The sequence below is a fragment of the Streptomyces sp. NPDC088810 genome (genome assembly GCF_044750305.1).
Classification (GTDB): domain Bacteria; phylum Actinomycetota; class Actinomycetes; order Streptomycetales; family Streptomycetaceae; genus Streptomyces.
In genome coordinates, this window is sequence record NZ_JBIVJQ010000002.1 from 210,119 (window position 1) to 222,637 (window position 12,519).

Here is a 12,519-nt window from a genome sequence, read left to right on the forward strand (position 1 = left end):
CCGGTACGCGGTGGCCCACGTCACAGAGCGGTTCTTCTCACATGGCCGCCGCGGGCCCTCCCCAGGTTTCACACCATTGGTGAGACAGCGATACTGCTGCACATGACGACCGGTACCGGGGAGAGCCCCCTCACCATCGACGAGCTGGCCGCTCGGGCGGGCGTCACCGTCCGCACCGTCCGCTTCTACGGCAGCAAGGGGCTGCTCCCGCCGCCGGTGATCGGTCCACGCCGGGTGGGGCACTACGGACCCGGGCATGTGGCGCGCCTGGCGCTCATCGAGGAGTTGCAGCAGCAGGGCATGACCCTGGCGGCGATCGAGCGGTACCTGCGGCAGCTGCCGGAGGACCTGACCCCGCACGACCTGGCCATCCACCGCGCGGTGGTCGCGTCCTGGGCGCCGGACGTGGTGGAGACGGTGCCGCGCCGGGAGCTGGAGCGGCGGGCGGGACGCCCGCTCGGCGCGGAGGACGTGGAGCGGCTGGCGGCGATGAATGTCGTCGTGCCGGGCGACGGGGACACGTTCCGGGTGGACGCCGGGCTGCTCCGGCTCGGCGTCCGGCTCCTCGACGTACCGCTGTCGCAGGAGGCGATCCTCGCGGCGCGCAAGGTGCTCGTGGAGCACTCGCGCGCCGCGGCTCACGAACTCTCCCAGCTCTTCCGCGGCGAGGTGGAGGAGCGGGACGCCCGGGACGTGAAGTCCCTGTCGGCGCACATGCACCCGTTGGTGGTACAGGCTCTGCTGACCACCTTCCAGCGATCGCTGCGGGAAGAGCTGGGCGAGTGGCTCACCGGCTCAGGAACGGGCTGAGTCGCCGAACGGCTCCCCCTTCTCGGCCTTCGTCACGAGCAGGGCGGGCGGGGTGAACCGCTCGCCGTAGCGCTCGGCCAGTTCGCGGGCGCGGGCCACGAAGCCGGGCAGGCCCCCTTCGTAGCCGTTGATGTACTGGAGCACGCCACCGGTCCAGCCGGGGAAGCCGATGCCGAGGATCGAGCCGATGTTGGCGTCCGCGACGGAGGTGAGCACGCCCTCTTCCAGGAGGCGCACGGTGTCGAGCGCCTCGGCGAAGAGCATGCGCTCCTGCATGTCCCGGAACGGGATCTCGTACCCGGGCTTGGTGAAGTGCTCGCGCAGGCCCGGCCACAGCCCGGCCCGCTTGCCGTCCTCGGTGTAGTCGTAGAAGCCGGCGCCGCCGCTGCGGCCGGTGCGGCCGAACTCGTCGACCATGCGGTCGATGACCGCCTCCGCCGGGTGGGCCGTCCAGGTGCCGCCCGCCTCCTCCACGGCCCGCTTCGTCTCGCCCCGGATCTTGCGGGGCAGGGTGAGGGTCAGCTCGTCCATCAGGGAGAGCACCTTGGCCGGGTAGCCGGCCTGGGCGGCGGCCTGTTCCACGGAGGCGGGCTCGACGCCCTCGCCGACCATGGCGACGCCCTCGTTGATGAAGTGGCCGATCACCCGGGAGGTGAAGAAGCCGCGCGAGTCGTTGACGACGATCGGCGTCTTGTTGATCTGCCGGACCAGGTCGAAGGCGCGCGCGAGGGCCTCGTCTCCGGTGCGTTCGCCCTTGATGATCTCCACCAGCGGCATCTTGTCGACCGGCGAGAAGAAGTGCAGCCCGATGAAGTCGGCCTGGCGCTGCACGCCCTCGGCGAGCGTGGTGATGGGCAGCGTGGAGGTGTTGGAGCACAGCAGCGCGTCGGGGGCGACGACCTGCTCGATCTCCTGGAACACCTTGTGCTTGAGGGCGGTGTCCTCGAACACGGCCTCGATGACCGCGTCACAGCCGGCGAGGTCGGCCGCCTCGGCGGTGGGGGTGATCCGGGCGAGCAGCGCGTCCGCCTTCTCCTGGCTGGTACGGCCCCTGGTGACGGCCTTGGCGCACAGCTTCTCGGAGTACCCCTTGCCCTTGACGGCCGCCTCCAGGGAGACGTCCTTGAGGACGACGTCGATGCCCGCGCGGGCGCACGCGTAGGCGATGCCGGCGCCCATCATGCCGGCGCCGAGGACGGCCACCTTGCGGACCTGGCGGGGCTCGATGCCCTGGGGGCGGTTGGCACCCGAGTTGACCGCCTGGAGGTCGAAGAAGAAGGCCTGGATCATGTTCTTCGAGGTCTGCCCGGCGGCCAGTTCCACGAAGTAGCGGGCCTCGATGACCTGTGCGGTCTCGAAGTCGACCTGGGAGCCCTCGACGGCGGCGGCGAGGATGTTGCGCGGCGCCGGGTAGGGGGCGCCGCCCGTCTGCTTGCGCAGGTTGGCCGGGAAGGCGGGCAGGTTCGCGGCGAACTTGGGGTGGGCCGGCGTACCGCCGGGGATCCGGTAGCCCGGCTTGTCCCAGGGCTGCTGGGACTCGGGGTGGGCGTCGATGAACGCACGGGCCTTTTCGAGCAGTTCGCCGGGGGTGGCGGCGACCTCGTGGACGAGGCCGTTCTCCTGGGCGCGCCGCGCGTTGTACTGCTGGCCCTGGAGGAGCACCTTCAGCAGGGCGTCCGCGATGCCCAGCAGCCGCACGGTGCGGACGACTCCGCCGCCGCCGGGGAGCAGGCCGAGGGTGACCTCGGGGCAGCCGATCTTGGTGCCGGGGGTGTCGAGGGCCACCCGGTGGTGGCAGGCGAGGGCCAGTTCGAAACCGCCGCCGAGGGCCGCGCCGTTGATCGCGGCGACGACCGGCTTGCCGAGGGTCTCGATGCGGCGCAGGTTCCGCTTGATGGCGAGGCCGCCGTCGAACAGCTCCTGCGCGGTCTCCGGCGTGACCCGGATGAGGTCGCGCAGGTCGCCGCCCGCGAAGAAGGTCTTCTTGGCGGAGGTGAAGATGATGCCGCGGATGTTCTCCTGTTCCGCCTCCAGCCGGTCGGTGATCGCGGCGAGGGAGTCGCGGAACGCCTGGTTCATGGTGTTCGCGGACTGGTTCGGGTCGTCCAGGACGAGGGTGACGACACCGGTGTCGTCCTGCTCCCAGCGGATGGTGGTGCTCTCGGTCATGACAGTCGTCTCCGTTGAGGTCTGCGGTCGCTTGGTTCCGCGGGGAGTTCAGATGCGCTCGACGACGGTGGCGATGCCCATGCCGCCGCCGACGCACAGGGTGGCGAGGCCGTAGCGCTTGTCCTGGCGTTCCAGTTCGTCGACGAGGGAGCCGAGGATCATGGCGCCGGTGGCGCCGAGCGGGTGGCCGAGGGCGATGGCGCCGCCGTTGACGTTGACCTTGTCCAGGGTGAGGCCCATGTCCTTCACGAAGCGCAGCACGACCGCGGCGAACGCCTCGTTGATCTCGACCAGGTCGATGTCGTCGATGGTGAGGCCGGCCTTGGCAAGGGCCTTGCGGGTGGCGGGGGCGGGGCCGGTGAGCATGATGGTCGGCTCGGAGCCGGAGACGGCCGCGGAGACGATCCGCGCGCGCGGGGTGAGTCCGTAGCGCTCGCCGACCTCCCGGGAGCCGATCGCGACGAGGGAGGCGCCGTCCACGATGCCGGAGGAGTTGCCCGCGTGGTGGACGTGGTCGATCTTCTCCACCCAGTGGTACTTCTGCAGCGCGACCGCGTCGAACCCGCCCAGGTCGCCGATGTCCGCGAAGGACGGCTTCAGCTTGCCGAGGGAGTCGGCGGTGGTGCCGGGGCGCAGGTGCTCGTCGTGGTCGAGGACGACCAGGCCGTTGCGGTCCCTCACGGGGACCACGGAGCGGTCGAAGCGGCCCTCCTTCCAGGCGGTGGCGGCGCGCTCCTGGGACAGGGCCGCGTACTCGTCCACGTCCCGGCGGGAGAAGCCCTCGATGGTGGCGATCAGGTCGGCGCCGATGCCCTGGGGCACGAAGTTGACGGCCAGGTTGGTCATCGGGTCGTTGAACCAGGCGCCGCCGTCCGAGGCCATCGGGACCCGGGACATGGACTCGACGCCGCCCGCGAGGACCAGGTCCTCCCAGCCCGCGCGGACCTTGGCGGCGGCCAGGTTGACGGCCTCCAGACCGGAGGCACAGAAGCGGTTCTCCTGTACGCCCGCGACCGTGTCCGGCAGTCCGGCGGCGATGGCGGCGATCCGGGCGATGTCGGAGCCCTGGTCGCCGACGGGGCCGACGACACCGAGCACGATGTCGTCGATGGCGGCCGGGTCCAGGCCGGGGAAGCGGTCGCGGATCTCGTGGATGAGGCCGACGACCAGGTCGATGGGCTTCGTGCCGTGCAGGGCGCCGTTCGCCTTGCCGCGGCCGCGCGGGGTGCGGATCGCGTCGTACACGTACGCTTCGGTGCTCACTGGGGTGCCTTTCGGGAGGGTGGGCCGAGCGGGGTGGGCGGGGTCAGCCGCGGTCGGTGACGAGGTCGTCGGCGGGTCGGTCCGGTATCCCCCAGTCCCGGGCGACCGCGGCCGTGTCCGCGCCGGGCCGGGCGGGCCCGGTGCGGACGGTGGTGGGGGTCGCGGAGAAGCGGGGCGCGGGGGCGGGCTGGGTGATGCCGCCGTGGTCGGTGAAGGTGCCGCGGGCGGCCAGGTGCGGGTGGTGCGGGGCCTCACGCAGGCTCAGGACCGGCGCCACGCAGGCGTCGGATCCCTCGAAGACGGCGGTCCACTCGTCGCGGGTGCGGGAGCCGAAGGCGGCGGCGATCCGTTCGCGCAGCTCGCCCCAGCGGGTCCAGTCCTTGCGGGCGGGGGCCAGGTCGTCCAGGCCGAGCAGGTGCAGGAACTCCTCGTAGAACTTGCCCTCCAGGGCACCGACCGCCATGTACCGCCCGTCGGCGGTCTCGTAGGTGCCGTAGTACGGGCAGCCGCCGTCCAGCAGGTTGGCGGCGCGCCGGTCCTGCCAGCCGCCGGCGGCGAGCATGCCGTGGATCATCGCGGACAGGTGGGCCGTGCCGTCCACGATGGCCGCGTCGACGACCTGGCCGGTGCCGGTGGCGCGCGCGTGGTGCAGGGCGGCGAGGACGCCGACGACCAGGTAGAGCGAGCCGCCCGCGTAGTCCCCGAGGAGGTTGGCGGGCACGGCCGGGGGCTCGTCCGGGCGGCCGATCATGCCGAGGGTGCCGGTGAGCGCGATGTAGGCGATGTCGTGGCCGGCGCGCCGGGCGAGCGGGCCGTCCTGGCCCCAGCCGGTCATGCGGCCGTAGACCAGGCGGGGGTTGCGGGCGTGGCAGTCCCCGGGGCCGACGCCGAGCCGCTCGGCGACGCCCGGGCGGTAGCCCTCGATGAGGACGTCGGCGCGCTCGGCGAGGTCCAGGACGCGGGCGGGGCCGTCCGGTGCCTTCAGGTCGACCAGGACCGAGCGCTTGTTGCGGTTGGTGACGTCGTGGGCCGGGTCGATCGCGAGGCCCGGCCCGCCCGGGCGGTCCACCCGGACCACGTCGGCGCCCAGGTCGGCCAGCAGCATGGCGGCGAACGGGCCCGGCCCGATACCGGCCAGCTCGACCACGCGCACGCCGGACAGCGGGCCGTTGCCCGGCGTCGGCGGCGTCCCTGCCGTTGTCATGCGTCCAGCCCCCAAGCGTGTGTGACACAACTGATGTAACACCGGTGATGCTAGGAACGCGTTCCACCGGACACAAGACCTGAACGAGCAAGCGCTTAGCCAAGTGCCCGGCACGCCCGTCATCACCCGGATGAGTGACCGGAGTGGCGAGGCGCGTGCGCCGTTCCCCGCTTCGTCAGGGCATTCCTGGCTACGGCCACCGCTGCCTCCGGGCTGGTCGTCGGGCTCTGCTCTCCTCACGCTAGCCTCGGCCACCGACAGCGGCGCGGGCTGCACGACGGCCGCACGAACCGAGGGGTGTCATGAGCAGGATGAGCAGGACGGACCGTCCGTACGACCTCGTGCTCTTCGGAGCCACGGGCTTCGTCGGCACGCTCACCGCCCACTATCTCGCCGAGCACGCGCCGCGGGAGCTCCGCTGGGCGGTCGCCGGCCGCGACGAACGGCGGCTGGAGGAGCTGCGCGCGAACCTGCCGGGCGGCGCGGACGTCGGTGTCCTGCGGGCCGACGCGGCCGAACCGGCCACCCTGCGCGCCCTCGCCGAGCACGCGCGCGTGGTCGCCACGACCGTGGGGCCGTACGTGCTGCACGGCGAGGAACTCGTCGCCGCCTGCGCCGACACCGGCGCCGACTACCTGGACCTGACCGGCGAGCCGGAGTTCGTGGACCTGATGTACGTCCGGCACGACGCACGCGCGCGGGAGACGGGCGCCCGTCTGGTGCACGCCTGCGGCTTCGACTCCGTGCCGCACGACCTGGGCGTGTACTTCACGGTCCGGCAGCTCCCCGAGGGCGTGCCGCTGACCGTGGACGGCTATGTGACCGCCGACGCGGCCTTCTCCGGCGGCACCCTCGCCTCGGCCCTGAACCAGATGGCCCGCGGGCGGCGGATGCTGGCCGCCGCGCGCGACCGGGCCCGGCACGAGCCGCGGCTGCCGGGCCGCCGGGTGACGGCGCCGGCGGGCACGCCGAGGTTCGCCGCGGAGGTCGGCGCGTGGGCGCTGCCGCTGCCCACCATCGACCCGCAGATCGTGCGCCGTTCGGCGCGGGCCCTGGAGCGGTACGGCCCGGACTTCCGGTACCGGCACTACGCCGCGGTGCGGCGGCTGCCGGTCGCCCTCGGCGGGATCGCCGCCGTCGGCGCGGTGGCGGCCGCGGCCCAGCTGCCGCCCGCGCGCCGCTGGCTGTCGGCCCGGCTGGAGCCGGGCGAGGGGCCGAGCGCGCAGAAGCGGGCGAAGAGCTGGTTCTCGGTGCGGTTCGTCGGCGAGGGCGGCGGACGGCGCGTGTTCACCGAGGTCGCGGGCGGCGACCCGGGCTACGGCGAGACGGCGAAGATGTTCGCCGAGGCGGCCCTGTGTCTGGCCTTCGACGACCTGCCGGAGACGGCCGGCCAGGTCACCACGGTGCAGGCGATGGGCGACGCCCTGACCGAGCGGCTGCGCGCGGCGGGCATCACCTTCCGGGTGGCGGCGCGGCGATAGCCGGCGGCCGCCCGCTCCGGGGCACGGCCGGGCGCCCGGCTGAGACGATGGGGGCTCATCCCGGACGACCCAAGGAGGCGGAGCGGACGTGAAGTTCGTGCTCGAGGTGACCGTGGACGACGGCGTGGTGGACCGGGTGGGTGAGCTGGAGCGCATCCTGCGGTACTGGGGTGGCAACCTGCGTCACTACGCCCTGGAACCCGGCGACGGTTCGGCCGTCTACGACTCGGCGTATCAGGAGGTCGGCGCCTGGCGCGTCGTGGAGTCCTGAGCGCCGCCGCCGGCCGGGCCCTGTGCCGCCTCGCGCAGGGCCCGCCGGCACAGGGCGTCCGCCCGCCGGGTGGTCTCCGGCAGCCGGAACCGGGGGGTCAGCGCCAGGGTGTGCGCCAAGGCGTTGCCGAGGCTCACCCGGTGGCCGACCGAGACGAACACCGGCTTGACGCCGTCCCGGGTGCGCAGGGCCCGTCCGACCTCCTCGGTCCCGGCGAGCAGCGGCGCGGACCGGCCCCGCGCCGGCCCGGGGTCGTCGTACGTGAACGTGAACGGGTTCTTGGCGACGCCGACGGTCGGCAGGCCGGTGAGCACGCCCAGGTGGCTCGCCAGGCCGAAGCGGCGCGGGTGGGCCAGGCCGTAGCCGTCGCACACCACCAGGCCGGGCGGGCACGGCAGCCGTTCCAGGGCGGCGCGGACGGTGGGGATCTCACGGAAGGCGAGGAGTCCGGGCACGTACGGGAAGGAGACCCGGCCGACGGCCGTCGCCTCCGCGACGACGTCCAGGGTGGCGGCGTCCAGCACGACGGCGGCCGCCGCGACCAGGTCCAGGCCGTCGTCGTAGGCGACGTCGACCCCCGTGACCCGGCCCGTCCCGGGCGGCGGGCCGGGCTCGTCCAGCACCACCCGCCCGCGCAGCTCGTCCTGGACGGCGCGGGCCTCCTCCTCCGTCGCGGGCCAGCCCGCGGGTACGCCGACGATCGTCATGCCGGGTGACTCTACGGGCCCGCCGCACCCCGCCGGACCGGCGGGGGTAGGCTCGCGATCATGTTCGTACTGGAGCTGACCTACACCGCGCCGCTCGACGCCGTGGACGCCGTTCTGCCGGCCCATGTGGCCTGGCTGGAGGAGCAGTACGAGAAGGGCTTCTTCCTGGCCTCGGGACGCAAGAACCCCCGCGACGGCGGGGTGATCCTCGCCGTCGCGGGGGACCGCGCCCGCATCGAGGAACTCGTCGCGGGCGACCCGTTCACCGTGGCCGGCGTGTGCGCCTACCGCGTCACGGAGTTCATCGCCACGAAGACGGCTCCCGAACTGGCGCGTCACCGGCAGACACTCGGCTGACGCCGCGCGGCCCGGGGCTGCGGGGCGTCCTGCCTCGCGGCCGTCAGCCCTTCTTGGCGTTCAGGGCGCGCTGCAGCTCGTCCTTGTTCATGTGTGAACGGCCTTCGATGCCGCGCTGCTTCGCCTCGTTGTACAACTGGTCGCGCGTCGGGCCCTGTGAACCGGCCCGGTTGCCCGACCGCTGACCGCCGCGCTTGGACGACGACATGTCCTGTGTCGAGCTGCGGCTGGCGGTCTTGGACTCGCCGGAGCGAGCGCGTTCCTTGTTCACCGTCCGCGCGGCGATCTCCTTGGCGCGCCCGGTGCTCTCGCCCCGGTCCTCCGCGCTCTTCTTGATGTGCTCGTACTGACGCTCGCGCTTGGGGCTGGAACCGGCTGGCATGATCGCTCCCTTCCTCTGCGGCAGGGAACGAGTACCCGCGTTCCGCGCACCTACCTCTACCGTTCCGGCCGCGCCTCAGCGTTCGAGCCGTGCCACCCGGCCCTGTTCGCCGGCCGCCCAGCAGCTCGGGTCGGGGGTGCAGGCCACCGTGTCGTAGGAGCCGGTGTCGAGGGTGCGCCAGCTGCGGCCGCCGTCGGTGGTCAGGTCGGTGCCGGTCGGGCCGACGGCCAGCGCGGCGGTGCGGCTGTGCGGGAGCCAGGCGGCCCCGGAGCGGTAGGCGGGCGGCGGGGTGGCGGCGGGCCGCCAGGTCCGGCCGCCGTCGGCGCTGACCGCGGCGGAGTCCGGCGAGGGCTGGTCGGGGCGGTAGTCGCCGCCGACCGCGATGCCGTGGGTGCGGTCGCGGAAGGCGAGCGCGAAGACGCCCTTCGCCGGATCGCCCGCGGGGATCGGCGTGTCGGCGGCCGTCCAGGTCAGCCCGCGGTCGGCGGAGTGCAGCACGCGCGCGTGGGCGCCGCCGCCGGTGGCCAGCCAGACGTCCCGCGGGCCGGAGGCGACCAGGCACTGGCCGCTCGCGGCGAAGCCCGCCTCGCCGTCCAGCGCGGGCGGCATGCCGGCGGAGGGCAGTACGCGCCAGGAGCGCCCGCCGTCGGCGGTGGACAGCAGGCGGAACCTGCCGTCCACGGGGTCGCTCAGGGCGAGGCCGTGCCGGCGGTCGAAGAAGGTGAGGCAGTCGTAGAAGGCCTGCGGGTCGGTGTTGCGGAAGGACTCCGTCCAGGTGGTACCGCCGTCGTCGGTGCGGTAGACGCGGGACGCCTCGCCCTCGCCGATGGCCAGCACCACCGCGCGCCGCGCGTCGAACGCCGTCACGTCCCGGAACTGCACGTCGGCCGCGCCCGGCGGAGAGACGTTCCGCCAGCTCGCGCCGCCGTCCGTGGTCCGCAGCACCGTACCGCCGGTGCCGGCCAGCCAGGCGGTGTGCCGGTCGACGGCCGCAAGTCCCCGGAAGCGGACCTGCGGCGTGCCGGTCTCCTTCGCCGCCCAGTGCACGCTTCCCCGCCCGGAGTTCACCGCAACCGCGGCCGCCGGGCCGTTGCCGCCCTGCCCCAGCGGGCGGGCCCCGGCCGCCGGGGCCGTCAGCGCGGCCAGCGCCGCCCCGCACGCCACTCCCGCCGCCACCAGTCGGCTCGCCCGTCCCCTGCGTCGCGTGCTCCCCGAGTGCATCATGGCGGGCGAAGCTAGCCGACCGTCCGGGCCCCGTCCAGAGGGCCTGCCGTGCCCCGCGCGACGGCGGACGAACGGGAACACCAGTGCGTTCCCCGTGCATGAACGCGGTGACCGAGGTCACTCGTTCCCCGTGTGCACGCATCGGCCGATTCCGTCGTCTCTTCCAGTGCCGGGCGCCGCACATCCGGGCGCAGTCCAGCCGTCACGAGGGAGCAAGGCGTTGTCCACCGTCATCGAGCAGCCCGTCGAGGCCCGACTCGTCGCCGCCGCACCGCGCATGCCGAGCATTCCCGCGACGCTGCGCTACGACCGGCGCGACCCGTTCGCCGTCCGCATGACCTTCCCGGCCCCGGCCACCCTGGAGGGGGTCGACGTGTGCTGGACCTTCTCCCGCGAACTGCTCATGGCGGGGCTGCAGGGCCCCGAGGGCCAGGGCGACGTCCGGGTCCGGCCGTACGGGTACGACCGCACGGTGCTGGAGTTCCACGCCCCCGAGGGCACCGCGATCGTGCATGTGCGCTCGGGCGAGATACGGCGGTTCCTGGCGGCGGCCGACGACCTGGTCCCGGTCGGCCTGGAGCACCTCCAGCTTGACCTGGACCACGACCTGGCCGAGTTGATGCGGGACGCCTGCTGAACGCCGCTTCCCGAGCGCCCCGCGCGCGTGGGGCCGGCGTTTTAATGCGTTGACAGCCCTCCGGCGCCCTCCTACGGTGTACGACGGTTCTGTTGCCGTCGATTGGAGAAGGACGTTGCTCGTCTGAGGTCCTGAGGCACCGCGTCGCACCGGTCAGGTGTGCGCGGCGTACGACCTCGGCGTCCGAGCCGTCCCCCGGCACAGGCCTTTTTTCATGGCCCTCCGTGCCCGGCCCTTCGGTTTCCGCCTCGCGGTGTCTCCACACGCGTCCACCCGAACGCTCACACCCTCGCGAGGCGCCCCATGTCAGCTTCCCTCACCGCTTACTCCCTGTCCTTCGCCTGGCCCGACGGCACCGCCGTCTTCGAGGGCCTGGACATCTCCTTCGGTCCCGGCAGGACCGGGCTCGTCGGCGTCAACGGATCGGGCAAGTCGACCCTGCTCAAGCTGCTCGCCGGGGAACTCGTCCCGGCCGACGGAACCGTCCGGGCGGCCGGCGAGATCGGCCACCTCCCGCAGAACGTCACGCTCGACACCGGGCTCCGCGTCGACCAGGCCCTCGGCATCGCCGAGCAGCGGGCCGCCCTGCACGCCATCGAGGCGGGCGACGTCGCCGAGCAGCACTTCGAGACCCTCGGCGACGACTGGGACGTCGAGGAACGCGCCCTGGTCACCCTCGGCGAACTCGGCCTCGGCCACATCGGCCTGGACCGGACCGTCGGCGAGGTCTCCGGCGGCGAGTCGGTGCTGCTGCGGCTCGCCGCACTGCTGCTGCGCCGCCCCGACGTCCTGCTGCTGGACGAGCCCACCAACAACCTCGACCTGTACGCGCGCCGGCGGCTGTACCAGGCCGTCGCCTCCTGGCCGGGCGTCCTGGTCGTGGTCAGTCACGACCGGGACCTGCTCGACCTGGTCGACCAGATCGCGGAGCTGCACTCCGGGGAGGTCACCTGGTACGGCGGCAACTTCTCGGCGTACGAGGAGGCGCTGGCCGTCGAGCAGGAGGCGGCCGAGCGCCTGGTGCGCGTCGCCGAGGCCGATGTGCGCAAGCAGCAGCGCGAACTGGCCGACGCCCAGGTCAAACTGGCCCGCCGCAAGCGGTACGGCCAGAAGATGTGGGACTCCAAACGCGAACCCAAGATCGTCATGGGCGCGCGCAAACGCGCCGCCCAGGAGTCCGCGGGCAAGCACCGCATCATGCACCAGGAGCGGCTCGCCGAGGCTCGGGAGCGGCTGGACGAGGCGGTGGAGGCCGTACGGGACGACGACGAGATCCGCGTCGAGCTGCCGTACACGGCCGTACCGCCCGGCCGGCAGGTGCTCACCCTGGAGAATCTTCAGACGGCCTGCCACGCGCGCGTGGAGGGCATTCTCGATCTGCGCGGCCCCGAACGGATCGCGCTGGTCGGCCGGAACGGCTCCGGCAAGACGACGCTGCTGCGCACGGTCGCCGGCGAGCTGGCGCCGTCGGCCGGCACGGTGACGGTGCACGTCCCGCTGCGGTTCCTGCCCCAGCGGCTGGACGTGCTGGACGACGCCCTGTCGGTCGCCGAGAACGTGGCCCGGTTCGCGCCGGGCGCCACCAACAACCGGATCCGGGCCCGTCTCGCCCGCTTCCTGTTCCGGGGCGCGCGGGCCGACCAGAAGGCGGGCACCCTGTCGGGCGGCGAGCGTTTCCGGGCGGCCCTGGCCGCGCTGATGCTCGCCGAGCCCGCACCCCAGTTGCTGCTGCTCGACGAGCCGACCAACAACCTCGACATGGCCAGCGTCCGGCAGCTGACCACGGCTCTGGAGTCGTACGAGGGGGCGCTGGTCGTCGCCGGGCACGACCTGCCGTTCCTGGAGTCGATCGGGATCACGCGCTGGCTGCTGATGGAGGGAGGTGTGCTGACGGAGACGACCGTCGAGGCGCTCGCGGACCCGGCCTGACCGGCCGGCGGGTCCCGGGACGGACACAGCCTGACAACGAGGGTTTTGTCCTGGCCGGAGCGCCCTGCATGATGACGGACCGGCG

Annotated in this window: 12 protein-coding genes; 6 read left to right on the forward strand and 6 right to left on the reverse strand. The window is 73.3% G+C overall.

From position 1 onward, the window contains the following. The first annotated feature begins 102 nt into the window (after positions 1-102). Complete coding sequence (locus tag ACIP4Y_RS07620) at positions 103-810, forward strand: MerR family transcriptional regulator (protein ID WP_401389113.1); 708 nt, start codon at positions 103-105, stop codon at positions 808-810. Here the strand turns inward: ACIP4Y_RS07620 and ACIP4Y_RS07625 are convergent. The 3 genes from ACIP4Y_RS07625 to ACIP4Y_RS07635 are packed head-to-tail and all read right to left on the reverse strand — an operon-like array spanning position 796 to position 5,446. Next, entirely contained in the window at positions 796-2,979 is a 2,184-nt protein-coding gene (locus tag ACIP4Y_RS07625) for a 3-hydroxyacyl-CoA dehydrogenase NAD-binding domain-containing protein (protein ID WP_401389116.1), read from the reverse strand. The two genes, ACIP4Y_RS07620 and ACIP4Y_RS07625, sit on opposite strands and share 15 nt — an antisense overlap. A gap of 48 nt (positions 2,980-3,027) precedes the next feature. Then, positions 3,028-4,242 (reverse strand): acetyl-CoA C-acetyltransferase, encoded by a 1,215-nt coding sequence (locus ACIP4Y_RS07630; RefSeq protein WP_401389119.1) that lies wholly within the window; start codon positions 4,240-4,242, stop codon positions 3,028-3,030. A gap of 43 nt (positions 4,243-4,285) precedes the next feature. After that, on the reverse strand, positions 4,286-5,446 hold the full coding sequence (locus ACIP4Y_RS07635) for a CaiB/BaiF CoA transferase family protein (protein ID WP_401389122.1): 1,161 nt from the start codon (positions 5,444-5,446) through the stop codon (positions 4,286-4,288). Between the two features lie 302 nt (positions 5,447-5,748). Here ACIP4Y_RS07635 and ACIP4Y_RS07640 point away from each other — a divergent pair, with 302 nt between their 5' ends. Both ACIP4Y_RS07640 and ACIP4Y_RS07645 read left to right on the forward strand, forming a co-directional pair. After that, positions 5,749-6,927 carry a saccharopine dehydrogenase family protein gene (locus ACIP4Y_RS07640; RefSeq protein ID WP_401389125.1) on the forward strand — a complete coding sequence of 393 codons (1,179 nt, stop codon included), beginning with the start codon at positions 5,749-5,751 and terminating at the stop codon, positions 6,925-6,927. 88 nt (positions 6,928-7,015) lie between these two features. Next, on the forward strand, positions 7,016-7,198 hold the full coding sequence (locus tag ACIP4Y_RS07645) for a hypothetical protein (protein ID WP_401389128.1): 183 nt from the start codon (positions 7,016-7,018) through the stop codon (positions 7,196-7,198). Here ACIP4Y_RS07645 and ACIP4Y_RS07650 read toward each other — a convergent pair. Further along, a complete protein-coding gene (locus ACIP4Y_RS07650; RefSeq protein ID WP_401389131.1) occupies positions 7,162-7,905 on the reverse strand; it encodes an endonuclease V in 744 nt (247 codons plus the stop codon). The genes ACIP4Y_RS07645 and ACIP4Y_RS07650 overlap by 37 nt on opposite strands. Positions 7,906-7,965: 60 nt before the next feature. On the opposite strand from ACIP4Y_RS07650, the gene ACIP4Y_RS07655 reads away from it, so the two are divergent. Then, positions 7,966-8,262: a YciI family protein gene (locus ACIP4Y_RS07655; protein ID WP_358637066.1), complete on the forward strand. Its 297-nt coding sequence runs from the start codon at positions 7,966-7,968 to the stop codon at positions 8,260-8,262. A 43-nt stretch (positions 8,263-8,305) separates the two neighbouring features. Here the strand turns inward: ACIP4Y_RS07655 and ACIP4Y_RS07660 are convergent, their stop codons facing one another. Continuing rightward, positions 8,306-8,644 (reverse strand): plasmid stabilization protein, encoded by a 339-nt coding sequence (locus ACIP4Y_RS07660; RefSeq protein ID WP_358637064.1) that lies wholly within the window; start codon positions 8,642-8,644, stop codon positions 8,306-8,308. Between the two features lie 75 nt (positions 8,645-8,719). Further along, the gene (locus ACIP4Y_RS07665; protein WP_401390619.1) at positions 8,720-9,865 is read right to left on the reverse strand and encodes a WD40/YVTN/BNR-like repeat-containing protein; all 1,146 of its coding nucleotides are present in this window, start codon (positions 9,863-9,865) and stop codon (positions 8,720-8,722) included. A 223-nt stretch (positions 9,866-10,088) separates the two neighbouring features. On the opposite strand from ACIP4Y_RS07665, the gene ACIP4Y_RS07670 reads away from it, so the two are divergent. Continuing rightward, a complete protein-coding gene (locus ACIP4Y_RS07670) occupies positions 10,089-10,505 on the forward strand; it encodes an SsgA family sporulation/cell division regulator (protein WP_401389135.1) in 417 nt (138 codons plus the stop codon). Positions 10,506-10,808: 303 nt separating this feature from the next. Further along, positions 10,809-12,434 (forward strand): ABC-F family ATP-binding cassette domain-containing protein, encoded by a 1,626-nt coding sequence (locus tag ACIP4Y_RS07675; protein ID WP_401389138.1) that lies wholly within the window; start codon positions 10,809-10,811, stop codon positions 12,432-12,434. Positions 12,435-12,519: the final 85 nt, after the last annotated feature.